This window comes from Micromonospora sp. C28SCA-DRY-2, from assembly GCF_030519475.1.
In the GTDB taxonomy this organism is placed as follows: Bacteria; Actinomycetota; Actinomycetes; order Mycobacteriales; family Micromonosporaceae; genus Micromonospora.
In genome coordinates, this window is record NZ_JAUMKD010000004.1 from 590551 (window position 1) to 614474 (window position 23924).

The 23924-nt window shown below is 69.0% G+C and carries 25 protein-coding genes and 1 pseudogene; 8 read left to right on the plus strand and 18 right to left on the minus strand.

What is annotated here, in order from left to right:
• Window positions 1-96 precede the first annotated feature (96 nt).
• Genes Q3W71_RS20435 through Q3W71_RS20445 form a run of 3 tightly spaced genes read left to right on the plus strand, consistent with a single transcriptional unit; the run spans window position 97 to window position 3079 of the window.
• The gene (locus Q3W71_RS20435; protein ID WP_302920950.1) at window positions 97-1665 is read left to right on the plus strand and encodes a replication initiator; all 1569 of its coding nucleotides are present in this window, start codon (window positions 97-99) and stop codon (window positions 1663-1665) included.
• Complete coding sequence (locus tag Q3W71_RS20440) at window positions 1662-1859, plus strand: excisionase family DNA-binding protein (RefSeq protein ID WP_302920951.1); 198 nt, start codon at window positions 1662-1664, stop codon at window positions 1857-1859. The genes Q3W71_RS20435 and Q3W71_RS20440 overlap by 4 nt, the downstream gene beginning before the upstream one ends.
• Window positions 1859-3079, plus strand: a complete 1221-nt coding sequence (locus Q3W71_RS20445; protein ID WP_302920952.1) for a site-specific integrase — start codon at window positions 1859-1861, stop codon at window positions 3077-3079. The genes Q3W71_RS20440 and Q3W71_RS20445 overlap by 1 nt, the downstream gene beginning before the upstream one ends.
• Before the next feature lie 513 nt (window positions 3080-3592).
• Here the strand turns inward: Q3W71_RS20445 and Q3W71_RS20450 are convergent.
• Window positions 3593-4588 (minus strand): hypothetical protein, encoded by a 996-nt coding sequence (locus Q3W71_RS20450; protein WP_302920953.1) that lies wholly within the window; start codon window positions 4586-4588, stop codon window positions 3593-3595.
• A 278-nt stretch (window positions 4589-4866) separates the two neighbouring features.
• On the opposite strand from Q3W71_RS20450, the gene Q3W71_RS20455 reads away from it, so the two are divergent.
• From Q3W71_RS20455 to Q3W71_RS20465, 3 genes are read left to right on the plus strand one after another with little or no spacing between them, the layout of a single operon-like run.
• On the plus strand, window positions 4867-5592 hold the full coding sequence (locus Q3W71_RS20455) for an NUDIX domain-containing protein (RefSeq protein WP_302920954.1): 726 nt from the start codon (window positions 4867-4869) through the stop codon (window positions 5590-5592).
• A gap of 2 nt (window positions 5593-5594) precedes the next feature.
• Complete coding sequence (locus Q3W71_RS20460; RefSeq protein ID WP_302920955.1) at window positions 5595-6749, plus strand: 5'-methylthioadenosine/S-adenosylhomocysteine nucleosidase; 1155 nt, start codon at window positions 5595-5597, stop codon at window positions 6747-6749.
• Complete coding sequence (locus Q3W71_RS20465) at window positions 6746-8749, plus strand: hypothetical protein (protein ID WP_302920956.1); 2004 nt, start codon at window positions 6746-6748, stop codon at window positions 8747-8749. Before Q3W71_RS20460 ends, Q3W71_RS20465 begins: the two co-directional genes overlap by 4 nt.
• A gap of 145 nt (window positions 8750-8894) precedes the next feature.
• Here Q3W71_RS20465 and Q3W71_RS20470 read toward each other — a convergent pair whose 3' ends face one another.
• On the minus strand, window positions 8895-9386 hold the full coding sequence (locus tag Q3W71_RS20470; RefSeq protein WP_302920957.1) for a hypothetical protein: 492 nt from the start codon (window positions 9384-9386) through the stop codon (window positions 8895-8897).
• Between the two features lie 6 nt (window positions 9387-9392).
• On the minus strand, window positions 9393-9755 hold the full coding sequence (locus Q3W71_RS20475; RefSeq protein ID WP_302920958.1) for an ADP-ribosylation/crystallin J1: 363 nt from the start codon (window positions 9753-9755) through the stop codon (window positions 9393-9395).
• A gap of 88 nt (window positions 9756-9843) precedes the next feature.
• Between Q3W71_RS20475 and Q3W71_RS20480 the strand changes: the two are divergent.
• Both Q3W71_RS20480 and Q3W71_RS20485 read left to right on the plus strand, forming a co-directional pair.
• Window positions 9844-10407 (plus strand): annotated as a pseudogene (locus Q3W71_RS20480) (NADAR family protein).
• Window positions 10408-10753: 346 nt separating this feature from the next.
• On the plus strand, window positions 10754-10954 hold the full coding sequence (locus Q3W71_RS20485) for a hypothetical protein (protein ID WP_302920959.1): 201 nt from the start codon (window positions 10754-10756) through the stop codon (window positions 10952-10954).
• Window positions 10955-11011: 57 nt separating this feature from the next.
• On the opposite strand, the gene Q3W71_RS20490 is transcribed toward Q3W71_RS20485, so the two are convergent.
• The 15 genes from Q3W71_RS20490 to Q3W71_RS20560 all read right to left on the minus strand — a co-directional run bounded on the left by Q3W71_RS20490 (window position 11012) and on the right by Q3W71_RS20560 (window position 23789).
• Window positions 11012-11389: a hypothetical protein gene (locus Q3W71_RS20490; protein WP_302920960.1), complete on the minus strand. Its 378-nt coding sequence runs from the start codon at window positions 11387-11389 to the stop codon at window positions 11012-11014.
• A 176-nt stretch (window positions 11390-11565) separates the two neighbouring features.
• Complete coding sequence (locus Q3W71_RS20495) at window positions 11566-12030, minus strand: PPC domain-containing DNA-binding protein (RefSeq protein WP_302920961.1); 465 nt, start codon at window positions 12028-12030, stop codon at window positions 11566-11568.
• Window positions 12023-13081 carry an asparaginase gene (locus Q3W71_RS20500; RefSeq protein ID WP_302920962.1) on the minus strand — a complete coding sequence of 353 codons (1059 nt, stop codon included), beginning with the start codon at window positions 13079-13081 and terminating at the stop codon, window positions 12023-12025. The genes Q3W71_RS20495 and Q3W71_RS20500 overlap by 8 nt, the downstream gene beginning before the upstream one ends.
• Window positions 13082-13147: 66 nt before the next feature.
• Window positions 13148-14674 (minus strand): multiprotein-bridging factor 1 family protein, encoded by a 1527-nt coding sequence (locus Q3W71_RS20505; protein ID WP_368050941.1) that lies wholly within the window; start codon window positions 14672-14674, stop codon window positions 13148-13150.
• 131 nt (window positions 14675-14805) lie between these two features.
• A complete protein-coding gene (locus Q3W71_RS20510; protein ID WP_302920964.1) occupies window positions 14806-15720 on the minus strand; it encodes an HEXXH motif-containing putative peptide modification protein in 915 nt (304 codons plus the stop codon).
• Between the two features lie 73 nt (window positions 15721-15793).
• The gene (locus Q3W71_RS20515; RefSeq protein WP_302920965.1) at window positions 15794-15949 is read right to left on the minus strand and encodes a hypothetical protein; all 156 of its coding nucleotides are present in this window, start codon (window positions 15947-15949) and stop codon (window positions 15794-15796) included.
• Window positions 15950-16038: 89 nt separating this feature from the next.
• Window positions 16039-16758: a hypothetical protein gene (locus Q3W71_RS20520; RefSeq protein ID WP_302920966.1), complete on the minus strand. Its 720-nt coding sequence runs from the start codon at window positions 16756-16758 to the stop codon at window positions 16039-16041.
• 28 nt (window positions 16759-16786) lie between these two features.
• Window positions 16787-18622, minus strand: a complete 1836-nt coding sequence (locus Q3W71_RS20525; protein ID WP_302920967.1) for a radical SAM protein — start codon at window positions 18620-18622, stop codon at window positions 16787-16789.
• A gap of 2 nt (window positions 18623-18624) precedes the next feature.
• Window positions 18625-19503, minus strand: a complete 879-nt coding sequence (locus Q3W71_RS20530; protein ID WP_302920968.1) for a hypothetical protein — start codon at window positions 19501-19503, stop codon at window positions 18625-18627.
• Complete coding sequence (locus Q3W71_RS20535; protein WP_302920969.1) at window positions 19500-20408, minus strand: D-isomer specific 2-hydroxyacid dehydrogenase family protein; 909 nt, start codon at window positions 20406-20408, stop codon at window positions 19500-19502. The genes Q3W71_RS20530 and Q3W71_RS20535 overlap by 4 nt, the downstream gene beginning before the upstream one ends.
• The gene (locus Q3W71_RS20540) at window positions 20405-21061 is read right to left on the minus strand and encodes a TylF/MycF/NovP-related O-methyltransferase (protein WP_302920970.1); all 657 of its coding nucleotides are present in this window, start codon (window positions 21059-21061) and stop codon (window positions 20405-20407) included. The genes Q3W71_RS20535 and Q3W71_RS20540 overlap by 4 nt, the downstream gene beginning before the upstream one ends.
• A gap of 5 nt (window positions 21062-21066) precedes the next feature.
• Entirely contained in the window at window positions 21067-21528 is a 462-nt protein-coding gene (locus tag Q3W71_RS20545) for an NUDIX domain-containing protein (protein WP_302920971.1), read from the minus strand.
• Between the two features lie 35 nt (window positions 21529-21563).
• Window positions 21564-22400 (minus strand): isocitrate lyase/phosphoenolpyruvate mutase family protein, encoded by an 837-nt coding sequence (locus tag Q3W71_RS20550; RefSeq protein WP_302920972.1) that lies wholly within the window; start codon window positions 22398-22400, stop codon window positions 21564-21566.
• Window positions 22390-23073, minus strand: a complete 684-nt coding sequence (locus Q3W71_RS20555) for a dTMP kinase (RefSeq protein ID WP_302920973.1) — start codon at window positions 23071-23073, stop codon at window positions 22390-22392. The genes Q3W71_RS20550 and Q3W71_RS20555 overlap by 11 nt, the downstream gene beginning before the upstream one ends.
• Window positions 23073-23789, minus strand: a complete 717-nt coding sequence (locus Q3W71_RS20560) for a hypothetical protein (protein WP_302920974.1) — start codon at window positions 23787-23789, stop codon at window positions 23073-23075. The genes Q3W71_RS20555 and Q3W71_RS20560 overlap by 1 nt, the downstream gene beginning before the upstream one ends.
• Between the last annotated feature and the right edge of the window lie 135 nt (window positions 23790-23924).

Consider the following 23924-nt stretch of genomic DNA (forward strand, 5'->3'; position numbering starts at 1 on the left):
TGCCAGGAGACACGACGAACACCACCAGCGGACCCACGTCCACGGCTGGTGGTGCTTCGTCTCCCGTCCCTGCCACCCCCTTATGAGGAGACAGTCGTGTCCACCCCACTCGCCCTCTACCGGCCCGGTCTCGCCGTCGACCGGGACGTCCAGGTCCTGCACCGCGCCGCCTCGCCGGAGTTCTCCGGCTGGCTGGAGCACACCCGACCCGCCGGCGGCTGTGCTCGACCGGTCCGGCTCACCGGCACAATTGCCGCCGTCGACCGGAACACCGGCCGCATCATGGGTCAGCTGCACACCGATGAGCTGCCCGACCGCGCGCTCTACAAGGCGTGCGGCAACCGCCGCGAATCGGTGTGTCCGGACTGCGCCTGGATCTACCAGGGCGACGCCTACCAAGTCGTCTGTCGCGGGCTGACCGGCGGCAAGGGCGTCCCCGCCTCGGTCGGCCGGCACCCGGTCGTCTTCGCCACCCTTACCGCCCCGTCCTTCGGCCCGGTCCACCACCGGCACGTCGTCCGCCACACCTGCCGCAGCCGGCAGCGCTGCGACTGCCGACCCGCGCCCTGCCGCGCCCGCAGCACCGCTGGCACCTGCTCGCACGGGCAGCCCGCAGGGTGCTTCGCCCGCCACGACGCCGACGATCCGCGGCTCGGTCAGCCGTTGTGCCTGGACTGCTACGACCACGACCACCAGGTCGTGTGGAACTACTTCTCCGGCGAGCTGTGGCGGCGTACCAAGCAGGCCATTGAACGTCACCTCGCCGTCCTCTGCCGCAGGCGCGGCATTCCGCTCGTCCGGGTCGTCACTGCCTCGGGCAAGGTCCGCTGGGTGCCGCCCGTGCGGGTGTCGCATGGCAAGGTCGCCGAGATGCAGCGCCGGGCAGCGGTGCACTTCCACTGCCTGCTGCGCCTCGACGGCGTCGACCCGGACGACCCGGACGCGCTCGTGCCACCGCCGGCCGGCATCACCGTCGACGACCTGGAGGAAGCGGTCGATGTCGCTGCCTCCCGGATCGCCGTCACCACACCCCAACATCCCGATCGGCCCGAAGGCTGGGTGGTCGCCTGGGGCGAGCAAGTCGACGTCCGACGCATCAACAGCGCTGGCGGCGAACTGACCGACGGCAAGGTCGCCGCCTACCTGGCGAAGTACGCCACCAAGGCCACCGAAGCCACGGGCCACTCGTCCGCCCGGCTCACCCCGGCCACGGTCGACGACTACGCCGATCCCGAAGGCGACCACGTCGCCCGCCTCATCGACGCCTGCTGGCATCTCGGCCGCCAAACCGCCACCGGCACCAGCAGCGGCGCCGCAACCGCCGACGACCGTCAAGAGAGCCTTGACGCCAAACCCAACATCTACGGCGGCTTGCGCCGCTGGGCCCACATGCTCGGCTTCGGCGGCCACTTCCTCACCAAAGCCCGCCGATACTCCGTCACCTTCGCCCTGCTCCGCGACACCCGCACCACCTACCGCCGCACCGAAGACAACGAACCCGCCGATACCGTCAGCGTCGGCACGCTCACCTACATCGGAGCCGGCTGGCTCACCGAAGGCGACGCCCTGCTCGCCAACACCGCCGCCCGACAGCGACGCGAGAGCAGACGCATCGGACGAGAAGAACTCGCCCACGAGGCCTGGCTCACCGGGGCCGCCGCATGAACCACGACCTCCACCCCCGCTGGTACTCGCCCGCCGAGGTCGCCGTCCTGCTCGGCTTCGGCATCTCCAAGGTCAAGATGAAGATCGCCACCGGCGAATTGCGCTCCATCAAGGACGGCAAATACCGCCGCATCCTCCCCGAATGGGTCGACGACTACATCCGTGGCCAGGTCGAGCGGCAGGAGGCCGCCTGATGCCCGGACGCGCACGAGCCAACGGCGAAGGCTCGATCTTCCCGTACCGGAACGGCTTCGCCGCGTACGTCTGGGTCGAGAAGCCCGACGGCAAGCGCGGCCGGAAGTGGGTCTACGGCAAGACCCGCGAGGAGGTCCACGACAAGTGGATCAAGTTGCACGGGCAGGCCAAGGCCGGTCCGGTGGCGACGCGCTCCCCAACGGTGGGGGAGTACGCCGGCTACTGGCTGCGCGAGATCGTCAAGCCGAACCTGGCCCCGGGGAGCTACGTCACCTATGAGGTGGTGGTCCGGCTCTACCTCGTGCCGGGGCTGGGCCGGAAGCGCCTCGACAAGCTCCGGGTCAGCGACGTGCAGACCTGGATCAACGAGGTCGGCCGGACCTGTCAGTGCTGCGCCCAGGGCAAGGACGAGCGGCGGAAGCCCGCTCAACGTCGCTGCTGTGCCCTCGGCCGCTGCTGCAAGGATCTGCCCTCGGTAACCAGCGTCACCCACCTCCGGACCGTGCTCCGGACGCTGCTGTCCCAGGCAATCACCGAAGGGCTGATCTCCCGCAACGTCGCATCCCTGGTGAAGCTGCCGCCGGTACGGAAGCGCAAGCGGAAGGCGTGGACGAGCGACGAGGCCCGCCGCTTCCTGGAGTCGGCCCGCGCCGACGACGACCCGCTCTACGCCGCGTACGTCCTGGTCCTGGTGCTCGGTCTGCGCAAGGGTGAGATGTTGGGGCTCACCTGGGCCGACGTCGACCTCGACGCGGGGGAGTTGACCATCGATCGGCAACTCCAGCGGATCGGTGCCGAACTGCTGCACAGGGCGACGAAGACGGCCGCCTCGGACGCCACCCTGCCGCTGCCGGACATCTGCACCGTGGCCCTCGGCCGTCGCCGTGTCGCGCAGACCGCCGCCCGGGACGCCGCCGGCCCCGCCTGGCAGCCGTCCGACCTGATCTTTACCACCCGCTACGGTCGGCCGGTCGAGCCGCGCAACTTCAACCGCTTCTGGGACCGACGCTGCGACGCGGCTGGCGTCCGGCGGATCACGGTTAGGGATGCCCGGCGGACCTGCGTCTCGCTCCTGGCGGACCTGGACGTGCATCCCCGGGTGGCGATGCAGATCCTCCGGCACGCGCAGTTCGCCATCACCATGGAGATCTACACGGTGGTCTCCTCGGCGGCCACCCGCGACGCGCTCAAGCGACTCGGCAGCGCACTGGACCGGTGAGGCGGCTACTGCTGTACTTCGCTGCTGTACGAGCCGTGCTGACAAAGACAGCGACCCCGCAAAGGGCCGCTGACCTGCGGAGGAGTGGGCCGCCAGGGACTCGAACCCTGAACCTATGGATTAAAAGTTACCAGAACAGGGCAAAACCGATTCAGGGTCTCACCGTTTTCTGCGGTCCGGATTCCAGGCGCGTCGTCCGGCCGCGTTTGTGCTGGTCCGCCCCGCGCCTATCGAAAGTGATGCCGCGGCGAGTGGCCGGCAGAGGTACGAATCCAGGAATCGTGCCGTGAATCCATCGGGCATCGGAACATCCGAGCACCCGTGGAGCATCCACGATCAGGGCGGCCACTCGTCGGAGGGCGAGGCCGGTGTCAACCCGGAGCCGTTCAGTCGATCAGGTGCTGGGCCACAGTTCCCATGTGCCGCGTGGTCCGCCGCGCACCTCGGCGCCGGGGAATCGGGCCTTGGCCTCGGCGAGTCGGACGAGAACCTCGTCGATTTTCCCGGCCGGTATCACCGCCAGCGGTTCGGGCGGGCGACGGCCTTCTTTGCCTTGGGCGGATCCGGGGCGAAGATCTCCCTCAGCATCGGTGGCAGCATCGCCCGCCACTGCTCACCGGTGAAGTCCGGCAAGGCAAGCGTTCCGCCCCACTGGTGCTCCAGTTGGTAGGCGGTGCATGCCGAGCATCGCCGCCACCACCCGGGCAACAGCCGCGCCAGCTTCTCGGCCGGTGAGCCTGCGGGGGGAGCGGGCCGGAACAGGCACAGTGATAAGGCGTACTCGTGCCACTGGGAAGGCGCCTGGCACTCGGAGCACATGCTGGCGGGCGCGGGCGGGCGCATCGCCAGAAGCGTCTTAAACCGCTTGCGTTGCTTGGCCTTGTGCAGTTCGCGCAGCATCGGATGGCGCCAGACGGTCATGTGGGAGCTGAGAGATGACGTTCGCCGCTCGGCCGGGTAGTAGCCATCGTGGTCGATGACATCCTCGGGGTCGCCGAGCTTGCTTCGCAGTTCCCGCGCGGCCGTCTGCCGCTCGGCCATGCGGCGCTCCGCCGCGTGCTGTTGCTCCTTGCTGGCTGGTGCAGCGAGGACGTGAGCGAAGAAGGCCGCATCGGCCTCCGTTCGCATCAGCTCAAGACGCAGGCTTTCGCGTTCCTTGCTGTAGAGCTCGGTTGCCCGAGCGGCGCGCTGCTGCTTCTCCACCTCGTGGCGGCGATCGCACTCAGCGAGGAACGCCTCCGCGCTGGCTTCCGGATCTTGGTGCGGCTTCCGCCGTGAGGCGCCGTTGTCCCATTCGCCGAGGATCGCCCACTGCCGGTCATGCTCCTGTTGTGCTCGGCCTTCCTGCCACCAGTCCCACTCACGCTCCACGTGGTTCATCGTGAGTTGGGCCAATTCACGGAGCAGATCGGCTGGGCTGCTCCGGCCGTCCGGAATGCGGGTCCAGGTAACTCCGTTGGGAGCCACCACCTGAACCGCGTCGGCACACCGGCCGTCGGTCATGGTCACCATCCAAGGGCAATGGTCGCGAGCCAGCCGCGTACGCGTCTGACGTGGGGGTTGCTCACGTCGGTGCTATCAGGTTCGAGCACGGCGGGGACGGACTGAATGTCCGCACAGCCACTAGCTCGGGCGTGGCGGAGCCGTGGGGGATGACGGCTCGGTCCGGAACCCGTGCGTCAGTGCCGCTGTCGTGGAGTACGGCTCGACCCTTCGATCGACGGGTGCCGAAATCCGACACACATCACGCCTTCCTGTCAGAGTGACAAGAAGTCTATGGTTCGCTCATGGCCAAGCCTCAAAGCAGCGGACCGGCTGTTCTCGTCGCGGTGGATCTTGTGATCCTCACGCTGCGTGAGTCCCGCCTCCATGCGCTACTGATCGAGCGGGGCATTGAGCCGCATCTCGGCCGCCTGGCTCTCCCTGGTGGGTTCCTCAAGCACGCCGAGGAGGACCTCCTCGACGCGGCCCATCGGAAGCTGGCGGAGGAGGCCAGCCTCGGCTCAGAGCATCCACACCTCGAACATCTCGGTGTGTACGGCGCCCCGGGCCGAGACCCGAGGGGACGGGTGCTGTCCGTCGCCTATCTGGCCATCGCACCTCGGCTTCCGGAACCGACCGCAGGCAAGAACGCATCCCGCGCCTACTGGATGCCGATCGAGGCGGCTCTCTCCGATCAGGTGCACCTCGCGTTCGACCACCGTCAGATCCTGGCTGACGGTGTGGAGCGGGCCCGCGACAAGCTGGAACGTACGGCGCTCGCCACCGCCTTCTGTGGGTCGACGTTCACTATCTCCGACCTGCAGGACGTCTACGAGGCGGTGTGGGGCGTACGACTCGATGCCCGGAACTTCTATCGCAAGGTGCAGAGCGTCCCCGGCTTCATCGTCCCTGCCGGTCCGACCCGGAAGGCGGAGAGCGGGCGTCCGGCGCGGCTGTTCCGCCCCGGACCGCAAGTGACGTTGAGGCCGCCGATGACCAGACCCAACCTGACAGACAAGGAGCCGACGTAAGCATGGACGACGACATCGTTGTGATCCTCACGGCCCTGAATCTCGAGTACGAGGCGGTCCGTGACCGGCTGACCGGCTTGGCCGTGCGTCGGCACGCGGCCGGTACCCGCTTCGAAGTCGGCCGTATCGGGCGCAGTGGCCCTCGGGTGGCGCTGGGGCTGGTCGGTAAGGGCAATCATCCGTCGGCGGTACTCGCCGAACGCGCGATTGCCGAGTTCCGTCCCACCGCCCTGCTCTTCGTCGGTGTGGCCGGCGGTCTGCGGCCCAGCGTCGCACTCGGCGATGTCGTCGTCGCCAGCAAGGTCTACGCCTATCACGGAGGCACCAGCGAAGACGACGGGCTGAAGGCTCGGCCGAAGGCGTGGGAGATCCCGCACGAGGCCGACCAGGTCGCCCACCATGTCGCCCGGGTGGGCGAATGGTGCCGTGAACTCTCCGCCGATTCCCACCCTCGGGTTCACTTCGGCGCGATCGCTGCCGGGGAGGTCGTACAGGACTCCGCGATCTCCGCCCAGGCCCAGTGGATTCGGCAGCACTACAACGACGCGGTGGCGATCGAGATGGAGGCCGCCGGCGTCGCGCAGGCCGGCCACCTCAACCGAGCGCTGCCAGTGGTGGTCGTACGAGGCATCAGTGACCGGGCCGACGGCAGCAAGGCCATCACTGACGGCCAGAACTGGCAGCCACGGGCCGCGCGTCACGCTGCCGCCTTCGCCACCGCGCTGGCCCAGGAACTGACCATCGACAGCGGGCGCCGTGAAGACGGCACGCCAGACGGACACGGGAGCGCTCCGATGCCCATGAAGAACGAGAACCTCGCCACCGGTAACGCCCGGGTCGGCGTGCAAGCTGGCCAGATCCACGGCAACGTCACCATCGGCGCCAGCCGGGAGGAACCGGTCGACCTCGCGATCAGCATCGCCGACCTGCGAAGCCGGCTCAAGCAGGCGTGCCTGGATGGCCGGCTGGACGAGGAGACCTACGCAGCGGCCGAGGCAGAGCTCGACGCGGCGACCGGCTGCCTGCGAGACGGATCCGCCGCCGACCGCGGCGGGTTGCTGATGTCACTCAAGCGGCTGCGAGGCTTGGTCGCCGACGTGTCTGAGCTGGCCGCAAGGCTGGCAATGATCATCGCGGCCGCACGAGGCATAGCGTGACAACGCACTCCACCTCCAACATCGCCCAGGGCAACGCGTACGTCGGCGTCCAAGCGAACGTCATGACCGGCGACGTTCACCATCACCACCACGCGCCCCCGGACCCCAGCTCCACTCCGCAGGGCGAGTTCGAAGCCGGCGTGCGGTACCTCGACAGGTTCCTGCTCGACACCGCACGAAAGCACATCGAGCGGGCGGTCACCCGGGGCTACCCCATCACCGCCCGAGTCCAGTTCTATCGACTGGTCGCCTTGCTCAGTGGACGCACCCCGCGCCAGCTGGAGGCCGAGGAGTGGCGGCGCCTTCTGACGATCTGGAGCGACCCGCCCAACCTCGACGAACGCGATGAGTGGACATTGGGACTCCGGGCCATCCTGCGGCTACTCAACGCGGATGACACTGCCACACCCAAAGCCGTGACCAAGGAGCTCGAGTCGCTGCCCCCACGCCAGCAGGGCTACATCTACAACCATCTGGACGGACTGCTGGAAGGAGCGTTGCGAAACAAGCTGTGGCAGAAGGCGGTCGCCCAGGCGCAACAGCATCAGACCGCCGGCAACCGGCTCGACCGAGCGTGGAAGTTCTTCCACCCCATGCCCATACCGCCGAGAACCCGTAAAGCCGCGCCGGCCGTCATCGCCATGACGGACCGCGTCAAAGTCGGAACGGGAGGCGCTCTTCTCCTGCTGGCAACAGGCAAGCTGACCGTGCTGCTGGCCGTCAACGGCGAGATCGGAGGGCTGGTCGGCCTGTACGGTGCGATGGCCGGGCTGGCGGCCTTCGGTGTAGCCGGGGCGGACCGGCACTTCCGGCACAGTCGCAGACGAGCGAAGGACAGCGAGCTGCGACCACCCCGCCGTCAGCACACCGACGCTCGGCCGGGCGGATTCGCCGGCAAAATCGACCGACTCTTCACCCGCTACTTCGCTCGCTACGTGCCCGAGGGAATGGCCAGCGCTCAATGGCTCGCCGAAACCGCCGGCATCCGTCGGCACTTACGCAACGAAGTGGTCGATGCCTACCGAGAGGAGCGTGTCGACGCAGAGCGGGTCGCCTGGCTGGTCCGATACCTGGCAGGTGACGTGAGGACCCGCTGGACGCAAGGAACCTTGACCGCGTACCGCCAGGAGCTGCGGGCGCCGCTCTCGACATGGCTGCTGCAGATTACCGGCGCCATCACCCTCACCACCGGTCTTCTCTGGGCAGCCTCGGCCGTCTTCTCGGCTGCCGTCCTGCCCGGCACCCTCTGGCTGGCGCTGACCGTGCCGACGGCGATAACCGCGACGCGCGCGGCGTTCCGCATCGTCGCCGAGCGTCGGCGGGTGGTCGCCGACAACGCCTATCGGACTGCCGAGCAGGCCAGACGGATGGAGGCGTATCACCGTTGGATGGCCAGGCTCGCCGACAAGCCGACAGACACGGAGATGGCCGCATGGCTGGAGTGCGACCGCAAGGTCATCACCGACCGGGCCCTGCAGCAGTTCCGGCTCCAACCCAGCCAGGTTGTCGCTCACGCCTTCCTCGAATCACCAGCACGCTCCGCTCGGAAGAGACGTGCCGCGGACGGTCCGTGGCGGTACACCCACTACCGACTACTGCTCTTTCTTCTCACCGAGGATGGAGTTCGGCAGATCGACCTGGAGCTGGACTTCAGACGCGCCGCACACCGCGACACACAGCGGCTCAACTACCGATTCCACGCGATCTCTGCAGTCCGGATCGATGGACTAGCACTAGACAAACCAACCTTCCACCTGACGCTCAACAGCGGCGAGACGATCACGGTCCAGGTGACTGGGACGGACACCGACCCGACCGAACGCAACGATGACCCCCGCCCAGTCACCGACCTGACTCTCGACGCCTCGGGACTCCGCCAGACCCTGCACGTGCTGGAGGGCGTCGCGGCAGAAGGCAAGGACTGGGTTCGACACCGCCGAGAGCAGGCCGATGACCGGCTCGCCGAGCTGTCCCGGCGCACCAGCGGCCTGCTCGACTGAAGTCATACAAGGCCGGCCGACGCCGAAATCTCCATGGACTGTTGTTCACAGCCGAGGTGATCGAAGCGGCAAGCTCCCGTCCCTACGGGCGACCGGGGACTGGTGGAGACTTCGTCAGGCCGATAGCGACTGTCCTCGTCCTGCCTCAGTCCTCGTCAGTCGCCAGCACCGCGAGCATGACTCCGCAGCCCATGCCGATCACGAGGGCGTCCATCACGTGTCGGGTGACCGGGTCCCACGAGACCAGGTCGGTGTTCGTCCACCACCGGGTTCCATGACCCAGCAGCTTCACCAGCGTCCGGAACACATCACGAGCGCGCTCCTCCGGGTATCGACCCGGCGCCCCGTAGGCGAGGGTGCGTGAGGACATCCCGATCAGTACGGCGAGGGCAACCTCCTGGCTCGCCTCGCTCATCCGCGCCGACAGCTGCGCCGCGTCCTGCGGGGCCTGCGGCGGCATTCCATTCGGGCCGCCAGCATCCAAGACGCCGACGCCGGTCAAGAGCGCGAACGCGTCAGGGAAGGGGTCGCTGGTGTCGGCATGTCGGATCACGGTCCACAGCTGCCCGTTACCGTACGGGCCCGGCAGCCCAGCCAGTAGCTGCCGGATCCGGACGAGCCGCTCGGTGGAATCCACTGCCGCTCACCCGGTCTGCTGGACCGGTCGGAACTCGTGGACCACCTTGATGAGCCCGACGATGTGCCGATTGAACTCGTCGAGATCCTCGGCCGGTACCCACAGCTCAAGGATGTCGCGGCCACCGACCTGCCGGACGGGGTAGCGGTCGGCGAACTCCTGGTCCACGTGGAACCTGGTGACGTAGCCGACCCCGGAGGCAGGAACGTTCCAGTCCCGGGCGATCATGATCGCGTACTGCTCGTTGAGGACGGGGTAGAAGATCGGCTGGTCAGGCAGCCGCGCCGGCCAGGCCTTCCAACCGGACGCGCGGACGAGGTCCAGCTCCTGCGGGCCGGTCGGCCGCCACAGTGTCATCGTCTCCGTCACCACAAATCTCCTCTCCCAGATCGAGGTACGGTACCGGCAGTCGCGAAACGCGCTGGTGCCGAACCGCGGGTCTGCCAGCCTGCTGGACGTGCCTGAGACGGATTCCTTGCCGTGCAGCCTGCCCGAGCTGCGGGCGCTCGTCGCTGCGAAAAGGCGCCTCAAGTACCTGTTCTTCTGGAGCCATCAGCCCCAACCCGACGGCAGCATCGGCTCGGGTTGCCTGAGCCAGTGGTGGCCGGCCCGTTCATCGTGGACGGCATTCGATATGCCACGGCTGAGCATTGCATGATGGTCGGCAAGGCACGCTGTTCGGCGACGAGGCGATCGTCGAGCGGATGCTGACCGCGCCGCATCCGGGCGCAGTCAAGACCCTGGGCCGGCAGGTACGCGGCTTCGATCAGGCAAGGTGGGACGCGCACCGCTTCGACCTGGTCGTCGCCGCCAACGTGGCGAAGTTCAGCCAGCACCCCGACCCCGGACAGTACCTGTCGCACACGCGTAACCGGGTGCTGGCGGAAGCCAGCCCCGTGGATCGTGTCTGGGGCATCGGCCTCGCCGCCACGGACCTGCGCGCCGGCCAGCTCAGTGGCGAGGCCAGAACCTCCTCGGATTCGCGCTGATGCGCGCCCGCGTACAACTCAATGCAGGATGACCTCAGGATTGACGGCGGCTTCACCGCCGTCGCCGGCGGTAGCAGCTGAATCGTCCCCGCTGCAGTCAGCCGAGTTCGGCCCGGTCGAGCCGGTCCAGCAGGCTCGGCTTACGCGCATGCCGCTCCCGCACCTGCCGCATCCGTTGCCGAAACGCCTCGACGTCGCCGTCCCGATCGGCCAGCGCCTTCAGGTCGCCCAGCAGGACGACGGCGGTGTTGTACTCCTTCGGCCGCTTCGTCGGGCAGCGCGAAACAGAATGGCGCGTATCATCAATACGCTATCGCCCCGTCGGCCCGCTGCCCCTAGCTTCGAGAGCGGACAACAGACCAGTTGGGAGGAGCCGGCGTGGTGGTAAGGCTGATGCAGACGATCGGTGATCTTCCCGAGTCGTACATCATGGGCGCGATTCTGTTGCCGGTACTGTTTCTGGGTTGGGTAATCATGAGTGAGCGTCGAACCCGGCACCTCACGCAGCTGATCCGCGCCGTACGGGGACAGGTTCGCTCAACGGGCGGCTCCCGCATGCGTGACCGAGAGGGGCGCTGACGATGTCCGCGCCGGAGCCGCTGATGAACAGGGAGCTGGTGGCTCGCGCGGCCAGCGTCACCCCCCAGGCGGTGAGCAACTGGGCGTCGTGTCGACGGCTGCCTCCACCTCGCCGATGGGAAGCTGCTGGAACCGGGCCAGCGCCGCACGGTCCGACCCGTGGACGGTGGCTCGGTTCAGGACGCTGCCGTCGTGCCACGGGTACACCAGCACCGGTCCGTCCGGACCATCGAGGACCTGTTCGGGGCCGACGATCGCCGAGTGCGCGACTGCGGCATGCAGTCGGCTGGCCCGCGCCAGCGAAAGCCGGGCTTCGCGTGTAGTGGCACGCTTTACGAACCAACGCCGCCCCATCACCTCGATGCCGTGGGACAGGCAGCCAGAGCCCTGAGCGTCGAAGATCACGAACGCGGACGACAGTGGCAGGTCGAGCACCGATCTAACCTACGGCAAACAGCTGGCCCTGGGTTGACTACTCAGGGTGGGCGGCCCGCAGAGGCTACCGCGCCTTGCGCGGCTAAACGGATGGTTGACACGATCGGGGCCCATTGCCCTTCGCGCGCATCGCGGCAACCCGTCAGCCCACAAGACGACGCCGCCATCTGAGATGATCAGCCGTTGCCGAATTGTAGGAGTGGCACGTCGTACAACGTGGGATCGGGGGCCCGGCGCATTGTCGGCGCGGCAACCTCCATAACCAACATTTCGGTGAGGAACTGGACGGTGGCGGCAAGCAGGTGGCTGGTGTGGCCGGTGGCGCTGTGTTCCTTGAGGCCGACGCTGACGTGGATGTGCGGCAGGATCCGGTCCTCGGCCTCGTCGTAGGCGATGGTGCCGCCTCCGAGTGCTTCGACGTTGGACAGGTGCACGCGGTCCCACACGGGTGCCTGGGGGTTGTCGAGGCGTTGGCATGTGCCGACGATCTCGACGCTGCTGAAGCCGGCGATGAAGACGGGGATGTAGCCGTGGCGGATGCCGTTGGTGCGGCAGGCGTCGGCGAGGGCTGTGAAGAAGTCCTCGCCGTGGTCGAACGTGACGCCGATCATGTGGCCGGGCGTGAGGTCGTGGCTACGCATGCTGCATCTCCGGCTGTTGGCTGAGGGTCGGCCAGGGCCAGCGGGCAGGATCGCCGGTGCCGCAGGCGGCGAATGCGGCGGCGATGATCTCGGGCTCGGCGCCGGCGGCGAGAAGGGTGTGCAGCAGGATGCGCGCCTTGTAGGGGTCGAGGAAGCCGGCGCCGACGAGCCCTCGGCGCTGCAGGTCGCTCTCGGAGCCGGGGAAGGCGTAGGTGGACGCCAAGACCGGTCCGGCACCAGTACGGGAGGCGAGCACGACCGGGATCCTCGCCGCGAGGGCGGTGAGCTTCTCGACGAGGCGTTGAGGTACGTGGCCAACGCCGAACCCCGCCACGACGAGGGCGTCGAGCCCGTCGGCGCCGGCGAGGAGGGCGCCGTCGTCGCCCAGGGATACGGTGTACAGCCCGACTCGTGGAACCCGGGTGATCGTCTCCAGCGGCACGGTCAGGCGGTGCGGTAAGTGGGTGAGCAGCCGTACTGTGCCCTCGACGACGTGGCCGAGCGGGCCGGTGTTCGGCGAGCGGAAGGTGCCGCCGCTGGTGGAATGCGTCTTGCGGACGTGCTGGGCGGCATGGATCTCGTCGGCGAAGACCACGAGGGCGCCAAGGCCGCGGGCGGCCGGGCTGGCGGCGGTGCGGATCGCGGCGAGGATGTTCGCGGGTCCGTCGGCGCCGGCAATGGTGGGGTTGCGCATCGCACCGGTGACTACAACCGGCGCCTCGCCGGTGTGCAGCAGGTCGAGCAGGTAGGCGGTTTCCTCGATGGTGTCGGTGCCCTGGGTGACCACGACGCCATCCATACCGCCGGTCGCGATGCGGTCGGCGATCAGTGCGGCCAGCGCCGTGAGGTCGTCGAAGCTGAGCGAGGCGCCCGGCAGTTGGCGGAAGGTCTGGACGTGCACGTCGATACCAGTCTCGGCCAGTCCAGGTACGGCGGCGATGAGCTCCTCGGCGGTCAGGGTCGGCACGACGCCGCCAGCGTCGCTGCCGGCGGTCATGGCGATTGTCCCGCCGAGGGAGAGCATCAAGACCGATGTCGGCTTCTCCGCCACCGCACCTCCTCGTCCGTGCCTGTGTGCCTGCGGCAGCCTGTCACAGTTTCTGAGTGAAGCGAAGGCTCAAGGGAGGCTGGCCAGGTAGCGGCAGGCTGCGTTGATCCCGTCGGTGGTCAGTAACCGGCTGCGCGGTCGGATCATCCCTTCGACGCCGACGGCGGCCAGCTCGGTGCAGCGTCGACGCAGCCAGGGCCATTCCAGGCCGAGGTACTCGGCGAGGATTCGTAGGCGGCGGGTGGACCGGCCCGATGCGGTGATGGAGCCGGCTTGGCCGCCGCGGGCAACGTCGTCGTAGCGGCGTAGCGCGGTACGGCGATCGAGGGCGTCGACGTGCCAGAGTCCGTCGGCGCGCACCCAGTTGGCGAGAATGACCTGCGTGTGTGGGGTCAGCACGAAGCCTTCGACGGTGGCGTACGCCGGGTCTGGACTCACGTGCACGGCGATGCGCAGGGATTCCATGAACGCTGCCGAGAGCAGCAGCAGAATGCGTTCCGCGTGGGGGCTCCCCCTCACGGCGGTCTCTGGGATGCAGAAGACGCGGGCGGCCGGGGCGGTGGGTGTGGTGAAGCGTTCACTCGTGGCGTGCAGATAGCCGATCTTGTGGCGGAAGAGCAGCCAGGTACTGGCTTCTTCGCCGTACTGCTCGCGGGTCCAGAACACGGGCTGGTCGGTCGCGGCATCGAGGCGGTGGCTGATGTAGCGGGCGCAGAAGTCGGAGCCAAGCCACATCTGGCTCAAGGTGTTGAGGTCGGCGGCGACGTTGCGGCTGACTGCGGAGCCGGGTAGTTGGGCGTAGCGGCGTAGTTTGGGGACGCTGTCGGCGAGCGCGGCATCATCGGCCAGGAGAGCGTCGTCCATGCCGCACAGGGCCCACAGGATGCCGATGGTGAAGGCGTCGAGGCGGTATGCCGGTACCGCCATTCCAAGGGTGGGCGTTGTGGCCACGGCGAGGATGGGCTCGTCGCCGTCCAGCAGTTCCGTCGCCACGAGATCGCGCAGGCCGAAGGCGGCGGCGTGGCCACCGTTGAGCGTACGTGGGTAGCGGGCGGCGTGGCGGCGGTCTTGGACGGGGATGCTGGTGAGGGTCAGGGTCGTAGCGGGTACGGCTCGGCCGTATGGCAGGGTCAGCAGTCGGTCGACCGGCCATACCGGTGGGGGCGCCGTTAGTTGCACACCGGGCAGCGCTGATGCCCAGTCCGCCGCCGCACCAGTGGCGATCTCACCCGGTGAGGCGGCGAACGCGGATGCCGTTGGCGTGGTGCTGGGCCGCTGCTGGGAGACGGCGGCGCGCACCGCGCGGGCGGTGGCGGCCACGGCGGCACGCTCCTGGTGTCGCTCCAGTTCGACCAGCGGAAGCAGGTTGGTGAGCGCGCCTCCTGCGGCGAGCGCGGTGTCGCAGGCGGTTGCGAATTCCGGGGTCGGCCAGCGCAGGGCCTTCTCGATCTTCGCGATGAGATCCGAACTGACGTGCAGGTGCTCGCCGAGCCGCGCTTGTGACCAGCCGCGCTGTTCTCGCCATGATCGCAGCTGGGCGCCGAAGTAATGCTTGGCGGAGGTGTGGGGTGCGAGTTCGCGTGGAGTCTGGGCCATCCCAACCTCACGGAATGCGCCGGCCGTGTGCCCGGTTCGGAGGGCGGATTCGGCGGCCGCTTGGTAGCGATTGGTGTCGCCCACGGTACACGGTGCACACGGCGATGTCCGTCCTACCTCACCATCGCTGATCAGGTCGGCTGCGCGGCGGTGATGCTGACGGCGGTGGCGAAGATCTCGGTCATACGGCGGCGTAGATCGTCGTGGTCGACCAGTGTGATGGCGATCTGGAAGCTGTCCCTTGCTTGGGCGAGCTGTTCGGCCTGCGGGCGCAGATGGGCGGTGAGAAAGTCGCGTACCTCGGCTGGCGCGGTGGAGGCGACGCGTGCGGCGTACAGGACGGTGAGCGGGAAGGCCCAGCAGGCGTGGAGGAAGCCGAAGGCGGGTCGTTTGGTGGCTCGCCAGGGTGAGTAGAAGTGCCGGTCGTCGGGGATGGTGACGTGGCAGGCGGCCAGGGCGTCGTTGAGCCAGTTGTGGCCGGCTTCGTGGATGAGGTCGCGGGCGAGGACGACTGGGTGGTTGGTGTAGTCGGTGAAGACGGTGCCGGGCAGGCGGGTGATGGTCCAGCTGAGCAGGGTGTCGTGGAGCGTCTTCCGTTTGAGGAGGCAGATGATCGGCGCGTGGTCGCGCAGGAGCGTGCCAAAGCCGGCGCTGACTGCCGACGCGAGCCCGTTCCGCACTTGCTCCAGGGCGGGTGGGCTGGCCGGCGTCGTTTCGGGGTTGATGACGTAGTAGGGCGTGGCGGCGAGGGCCGAGCGGTGCAGTTGCTCCGGCTTCGGGTTGACCACGATCGGGATCTTGTCACCAGGGTCGGTGCGTAGGCGGGCGGTGTCGCTGGCCGTGGCGTGGCGGTACCAGGCCAGCAGCGTGCCGTCGGCGGATCGTGCCGCGGCTTCGGCACCTTCAAGCCAGTGGTGGGCTAGGGCGTAGCTGAGCGGGGTGCTGGCGGGAGCGTTCGTGCCGAGGACGCGGTGGATAGCGGTGGTGCGTCGCCGGCGTAGGTCGGTGGTGGCCGGCAGGCTGAAGAGGTCGTCAAGGGGCGGCACCGGCTGTTCTCCTTTGCGCCGTGGTGGGCGCCTGGTGCCGGGGCGGGGCCCGGCACCAGGCGAGGGCGGACGGTTACTGCTGGCCGGTGGAGCTGTCTGCGTTGTCCGCGGGAGGCCAGCCGGTGGTGGATACGTTGGAGGTGTGCGCGGTGACCTGGACGGTAGTGTCGTCGCCGCGGAGCTGGTCGACGGCGGCGAGGAAGTCGTCGTAGGGCGTGGGTGTGTCCACGATGTGCTCCTTGTCTGGGTGTCTCGGAAGTCAGGGCTGCTGAGGGCGGTGAGCGGCGGCGGGCTGCGGGTGCGCGGTGGCACTGGCGTTCACCGTTCGGCGATGAGCCAGCTGATGAACTTGCGGGACCGTCCGGAGCTGACTGGTTCGGTGCCGTGGGTCAGTTGGGAGCCGTAGACGATGGCGTCGCCAAGGCGGGGACGGACGGTCCAGCGGGTGCGTGGTAGGTCGCGGAACCAGGCGGAGGAGTTGTCGGCACCGTCGTGGATGAGCGACATGCCGGGTACGTATCCGGCGGCGCTGGCCAGGTCGGTGCTGGCCCAGATGTCAGGGGCTCCCGTCGTCTCGACGTAGAAATCGCCTCCGGCATCGGCGTGACGGATGGGGATGCCAATGCCGCCGATCTGGCGGGGCCAGGTGTGGGGGTCGGGGGCGATGCCGTCGGCGTGCGGGGTGATGTGCTGTCCGGTGCGGTACTCGACGTAGGTCCACGGACGCAGCGCGGTCACCGACGGCATGGCGCGGCGGATGGTCGGCATGGCGCGGTTCGTCGCCCGGTCGAGGATGGCGGTCACCGATGAAGGCAGCTCGGTGATCTCGATACGTCCGGCTGGTTCGTAGACCGCCATGGCCTGCGCGGCGGTCAGGCCCGGGATCTCGTGCATGGTGGTGGTACGGCCGCAGTCGAAACGGCGTGTGCCGGCTGCCGCGAGGATCTCGTCCATGGCTGTCGCGAGCTGTTCGACGTCGGTAGGGCTCAGGAAGCCCTCCACGCTGTGGGTGGTCAGGGTTTCGGCTACGTGGATCATGGCGTCCGTCCTCGAGGGGTAGGCGGGCTCAGGGGCGGCATTCGCAGTCGGCGGGCGCGGTGCTGGCGATGTCGGTGAGTGCGGTGGTGACGGCGGTGACGGCGTCGTCGAGGGCGGCGAAGTAGGCGTCCCAGCCGGCCGTCGGGGCGAGGGAGAGCCCGAGGACCGGGTACTGGCGGCTGGTGGTCTCGCATGTCAGCCGGTCCCGACCGACCAGCAGCTGGCAGGCGGCCGGCAGCACCTGTCGCGCTCGGGTGTCCAGCCGGCAGAGAACGGCGCTGAGCCGGGCGGACTCGGTACGGTGTCGTGGGAGAACGCCGACATGCAGTCCGACCGGTGCGAGGTCGAGACCCGTGTACCGGTGGCCCTGACAGCTGTCGTAGGTGACGTAGCCTAGGCGCCGGGTGAGCAGGTCGACCAGCGGCCAGACGGCGGGTTCGATGCCGTCGCGCCACTGGGGATGGTGGGGGTCGAGGTCGTCGGCTGGGTGGGTACCGGCCAACCCGGCGCTGTTGATGTTGCCGTGATCGCTGTGCCGCAAGGTGGCCGCCGGTCGGGGTCGGCCGGGGTCGTCCCAGCGGGCAAGGAAGCCAGCGACGTCGGGCATGGAGTTGGGCCGACGGGGGCGCCATGGCACCGCGCGGCATGAGGCGCCGCCGGGTCGGTGGGGTTCGGCGAGGAGAGCTGCGACACCGTCGACCAGACGCATTCGGTAGGCGCAGTACTCATCGTCGCCGTCGGCGTGCCGGTGCGCCCGCCACCGGGTGGCGACGCAGCCGCCGCCGCAGGTGTCGCGGTACCGGCAGCTCGCGCACTTGGCCATCAGCGACCGGCCCGCCTCAAGCAGCGGCAGGCGGCGCTGCGCGCCAATGACGTCGGCCTCCTCAGAAGCACCCGGCAGGCCGGTGAGCTGGGCCTGCGGCGCCGGTAGCTCGTCGCAGCTGCCCATGCGCCCGTCGGGGTAGGCGGTGAAGACGTGGTCACACTTGGCGTCGGAGAAGTGGCAGATGGTCGCCGCTGCGCCGGTGAGCCGGTGGATGGTCGACACCGCGGGCTCGAGCTTGATGCGCCGGAACAGGCCGCTGCCGATCCAGTGCGCGGTCGCGCTGAGGACAAAGGACGCGTACTCGGCAGGCGTGATCGCCCAGGCCGGCCCGGAGCCACCGGTGAGGGCCGCCTGTTGCAGATGGCGGCTCGCCGGCACGCGTGCACCAGCGAGCCGGGTCGGGGCGGCGACGGTGGCGTCGAAGCAGGGGACGAGGTTGACGGCGCGCACGGCGGCAAATCTGGCGAGATGGTCGAGGATCTCGGCGGCGCGGCCGAGCACGGCAGAGGTGACGACGCTGATGACCCCGACGTGCCTGCCGCGGGCGGCGAGCAGGCGCAGGGCGGCGGCGACCCGGTCGTATGTGGGCTGGGCGTCGTAGCCGACGCGCCAGGCATTGCCGGCGGCGTCGCCGTCGAGCGAGATCCCGATTTCCAGCCCGGGGTAGTGCGTGTCGATGAGGTCCAGCCAGCTGTCGTCGAGGAGAAGGCCGTTGGTCTGCATTGAGACGCGCACGACGTTGGGTTGGGCCGCGAGCCGGTCAAGGATTTCGGCGAAGGCGGCGCGGTCAATCGTCAGCGGCTCGCCGCCGTGCAGCTCGACGGCGACGGGGCGGGCACCGAAGATCGCGGTCAGCCGGGCGGCGTCGTCGGCGGACAGTCGTGCTCCGCCGGGGGCTTCCTTGCGCTTCTCGTAGCAGTAAAGGCAGTCGATGTTGCAGGTCTCGCCGCGCAGCTTGAGGATGACCGAGACCGGCCGGCGGTCGTCGGCGGACAGGGGCCGGTACATGGCCTCCGGGGTGGGGGTGGCCGGTGGCATGGTTAGCCTCCCTGGCGGTTCGCCCGGTGCCAGCCAGTGAGCTGGCCGGGGGTGAGGCGGATGCGTTCGTCGCCGCGGCGCAGGAACCAGCCGTCGGTGTAGCGCTGGGGCAGCCAACCCAGCTCGCCGGTACCAGCGGGAGGCGGCTCTTCGGCGGTGGTGCGGTCCGGCCAACACCGAAGGAGTGCGGCGGTGACCCGCTTCCGGACGGACGGGAACCAGGAGGTGTCGTCGGCGTTCCAGGATGGGGCGGGCAGCGACGGTGGCGGGCCGTCGTTGGCTCGACGCCAGAGGGCGGGTAGCCACTTGTCGCCGAGCAGCGGTTGGTCCGCCGCGACGACGTCGAGGCCGAGAAGGCAGATCTCCAGCTGGCGGCGTACCACCTCGGCCTCGGCATACAGGTGGTCGGTGGTGAGTCCGAGGAGGTCTTCGACCAGGCTGAGGACGTGCTCGACCCGGTCGGCGACGGCCCAGTGCCGGTAGCAGGCGATCTCGCTGGCGGTGGCGACCGGCTGCCATCCCAACGGGGTGTACCGCCGTGCGGTGCGCAGCCGGGTCAGTTGCCCGAGCGCGGCCCGGACCTGCCGGAAGCGCTCCACGTCATCGAAGCGCACGTCGAAGGAGTCCAGCCTGCTCCGCAGCGGTTCGATCATGGATTCGGTACATGCGGCGAGGTCGACCCGTACGCCGTCCACCAAGCGGGAGTGCAGCGCCGGGGGCTGGTCGTAGAAGACGACCCGAAGGTCGATGTCGCTGCGGGCATGGGCCAGCCCGGCGCCCAGCGCGCCCTCCAGCCAGACATCGCTGACGCGACGGTCACCGCACAGCTCGGCCGCGACCCGGGCCGCGATCGCGGTGCGGATGTCGGCTGACCTGGTCACCCGCCCTCACCTCGTCCGGCCAACAGAGCCGTGCGTAGGGTCTGGGCCGCCCAGTGGTCGAGGACACGCCGCACGTCTGCACGCTGCGCTCCGACATGCGGGGTGAGGAGCAGGTTGCGCGGCTCACCCAGTCTGGTGAGCGAGGCGACGTGTTCGGGGTCGATCGCGTCGATGGCCAGGCCGCTCAGCGTGTCCGCGTCGAGGGCGTCCAGGCAGGCTGGCAGGTCGAGCGTCTCCACCCGCCCGACGCAGATCAGCGCCGGGCGGTGTCGCCCAGCCTCGGCCAGCCACGGGGGGTTGAAGGCCGCTCGGGTGGTTTCGCGTAGTGGCAGCGCCACGACGTGCAGGTCTGCCCAACCGGCCAGCAGTTCGGCGGGGCGTTGCGGCAGGTGCGGTGGATTGGACGGCCACGCCGCGTACGCCAAGTTCTTCACGGCCGGGCCGAGTGCCTGCCCGATGGCGAGACCGACGGGGCCGGCGCCCCAGATGGCGAGGCGCTGCTCGGCCAGGTGGGGTCCAAGGCAGGCGGCCTTCAGGTGGCGGCCGGCGATGAGGCCGTTGTGCCCGAGTGCAACGCGACGGGTGAGGCTGAGCGCGGCCAGCAGGGTCCATTCCGCAACGGCAGCGGCGTTGGCGGCGGGGTTGCGGTGCAGGTTGACGCCGCGGGCCGCGAGCGCGGGAAGGTCGATGTTGTCGGTGCCGGACCCCGGCCGCACGACATGTCGCAGCGCCGGCAGACGGTCGAGGTGGTGGGCCGACAGCCGGGTGCCGGAACGCACGACGGCCGCGACTGCGGGGTGAGATGCCGCCGGTAGCCGGTCGAGCACCTCGACGCGTACGCCTGGCAGCGCCTGGGTCAGCTGGTGAGGGTCGGCGCTGCCCTCGATGACCAGGACTGTGGTCATGCGGTCCGCCGGTACAGGCCGAAGGCGAGGTCGCCGTCGCCGACGAGGACTTCCATCGGCGAGGGTGTGCCGAAGTAGTCGTCGCAGGCGCGCTTGACCCCGGGCAGGCCGTCCCATGCCTTCGGGTTCACAGCGGTGTCGGCGTAGTCGTCCACGATCAGTGCGCCACAGCGGCTCAGCCGGGGAACGCAGTGGGTGAGCGAGACGTGGATGGAGTCGTAGAAGTCGCCGTCGAGGTAGCCGAACCCGATCGTCTCTGGCAGTTGGTCGGGCAGGGTGTCGGTAAACCAGCCGGGATGGAAGACCGGGCTGGGCTTGTCCCAGGCGGCGTGCGTTGCCACAACGTCCGCTGGCGTGCTCACCAGTTCGCCTTCACCGAGGTGGTTGGAGTCCCGATCGCCGGGGGCCGGCAGGCCGGCGAACGAGTCGTAGACGTGGATCGGCCGATCGGTGTCGCCGAGTTCGTCCAAGACGGCGCGCATCCACAGTGCCATTGCGCCCCGGTAACAGCCGACCTCCACGACCGCCCCCTCGACGCCGTCTTCGACCATGCGCCGAAGGTGGCCGGCGATGGCGGTCAGCCGATCGGCGTCGACGGTGTTCGCGTGCTCGGCGAGCAACCAGGCCCGTAGCGCCGAGAGGTGGACGGTCATCGCCGTCACCACCGGTCCACCAGGCAGTCGCTGCGGTCCTGACCGAGCGCGTCGAGCAGGTGCGGCACGACGCGCGGCAGCAGATACTTGCTGGCCAGCGCGGTCACCGGCACCCACTCGAACCCGACGTGGTCGGGATCGGGCGGGTTGGGCATGCGGGGTGCGGCGTCGTCGAGGGGTTCGGCGAGGAAGTTGAACTGAACCTTCTGCACGTCGCCGAACTCGCCCTGCCAAGCATGGGGGACGTACTCGACGACGAACAGCAGCCGGCGGGCTCGCACGCGTAGCCCGGTCTCCTCGGCGACCTTGCGGTACACGGCGTCGCGCAGGCACTCTCCCTCGCGGGCCTTGCCTCCCGGGAGGTTGTAGTGGAAGCCCGCAGCGTCGTCGTAGGACAGCAGAAGGAAATGGTCGTCGCGCAGGACGGCGGCCTTCACCGACACGCTGATCTGCGGCAATGGGGGCATGTGGGGGTCTCCTGGTCGAGGGGTCGGATGCAGGTTCAGACGCGGGCGTAGGGATCGCCGATGGCCAGCAGCTCACCGACGGTGGCCAGCGGCACCGTGCCTGGCGAGCCAGTGCCGGCCAGCTCCGCGGCGGCGGCGCGCATGCCCGCCAGGGCGGCGCGGCTGAGCTGGTTGGCGTAGATGCACATGGCGAACCCGGCCAGGCCCAGCTCCTGCCATCCGAGGTGGGCAAAGGCGGTCGGCACGGTGACCAGCGGAACGGGCGAGTTCCACTCCCGAGCGGTGCGCAGCGCCTCGTGTCCCGAGGCGTCGCGGGAGTGGATCAGTACCGCGTCCGCGCCGTGAACGGCGTAGTACGTGGCCCGCTCGAGGGCATGCGAGAACGGTGCGCCGGCGATCAGCGCTTCCGTGCGGGCGATGAGCACCAGTTCGTCGCTGGCCCGGCGCATCTCCCGCAGTTGGTCGGCGACGACGCCGACATCGGCTAGTCCCTGGGCGCGGTGGGTGCTGAAGCTGTTGCACTTCGGGTAGGCGCTGTCCTCCAGGCACAGCGCGGCGGCGCCGGCCCGGGCCAGATCGAAGGCGCAGCGGCGGGCCGATTCCGCGAACCCGCCGGCGTTGTCGACATCGACCACCACGGGCAGGTGGGCCGTGCGCCCGACCGCGAGCACCACGTCACACAGGTCACGCACGCCGAGCACGTTGGCGTCGGCGAGCCCGGCAGCGGCGGAGACCTCCAGGCTGCTGACCCACAGCGCGTCGAAGCCAGCACCGGCCGCGGCGGTGGCGGCCAGCGCGTTGACCGCGCCGACCGCCCGGACCGGGATACCGGTGCGCGCCGTCAAGGCCCGGCGCAGACTCTCAGCGCTCACCGGCCACCGCCTCAGTCGCGGGATCGAGCGGCGGCACGAGATCGTGCGCGATGAGCACCTGCCAGACCTGGTCCAAGACGCTGCCGGGGCTGGCGCTGGCGTCGATGTGCGCGACGCTGCCCAGCAGCGGGTAGGCCGCCGGCCCGTTGACGATCTCGGTGTAGACCTGACGAACCCGGGCCTGCACGTCAAGCACGTCCCAGTCTTCCCGGACAGCGTCACCCTGCCGGCCGTGCGCCCGCCGCAGCGAGTCGCGCGGGTCCAGGTCGAGCACCAGCGTCAGATCAACCGGCTCGCTGATGCCGGCAGCCAGCCGCTCGTAGGTTTCTCCCGGCTTCATGTCGTGCTTGACGGCGAAGAACGCCAGCTCGCTGACCAGCCAGCGGTCGCTGATTACCGGGCGGTTCGGCAACGCCGGCCGCACCAGCCGCACCAGCGTCGCCTCCTTGTCGGCCACCAGCGCCTGCAAGTACCGGTCGCGGTTGTCCGGCGATGGCTGGTACTTGCCCTCCACGATGTCGGCGGCGGCGTCGGCGGCCATGAAGTTGCTGGTCAGGATGCACAGCGGTGTCACCCCGTAGAGGCCCTCCCACAGCCGGAACAGACCCTTGCGCAGCGTCGTCTTGCCCGTGCCGTCCAATCCCTCGATCACGATGAACGGATAGCCCCGCATTACTCCACCTGCCCGGCGCCGGTACCGCCGGCGTACTTCGTGAACCGACCCCGCCACGGCACCGCAATCGACACCAGGTCGACCAAGCGCAGCTCGGCGAGTTCCTCCAACAGCGCCGGCATCCGTCGCTCGACCGCGACGCTCGCCGCCAACGCCCGGCAGTACGCCATCCGCAAGCCGGCCTCAGCGACTCCGCCTGCTCGCAGGTGTTCCTCCAACACGCGGATCGCCATACCAAGCGCGACAATGCCGGCCGCCTCCTCCAGCACCATCCGCGCTATTGATGCAGTGCTGGGTTGCAAACTGCGGTGATGCACACCGCGATGGCGGATGATCGCGAAGAACCCGACCCACCAGGCCGCCGCGCCGCAAACAGCCGCTAGATCGGCAGCCACCACCTGGTCGACCCCATCCATGATCAGCTCGTTGGCCTGAGCCATTGCCGCAGGTGCGAGCACGTTCGTCGGACCTACCGGAAACGCATAGCGCGCTGGAAGGTCCAGCCACGGACGAAGTCCGGCGTCGTCGACGTGACTGGACACAGACGCGAGGTGTGTGACCTCAACGGCTGCCAACGCCGCTGCGAGTCCAACACCCTGGACGTCCGGCAAAGGGGTGTTCGATGCAAGCACCTCTCGCCATTCAGAGAGATGCAGGTGAACCCGCTGTACTTGGAGGCCGTCACCGACCGCCAGCCACAAGCGGTGCAGGGGCACTGCTGAAGTAGGTCGTAACTGAGGTGGAGGAGGCACGGATACCCCTCATGCAGGATCGGGCGGACGATTAACGGCAGCAGCCGCACGTCAATTGACGCAGACCCCGCTACAGAGAGCCAGGAGGCGCATGCGGAC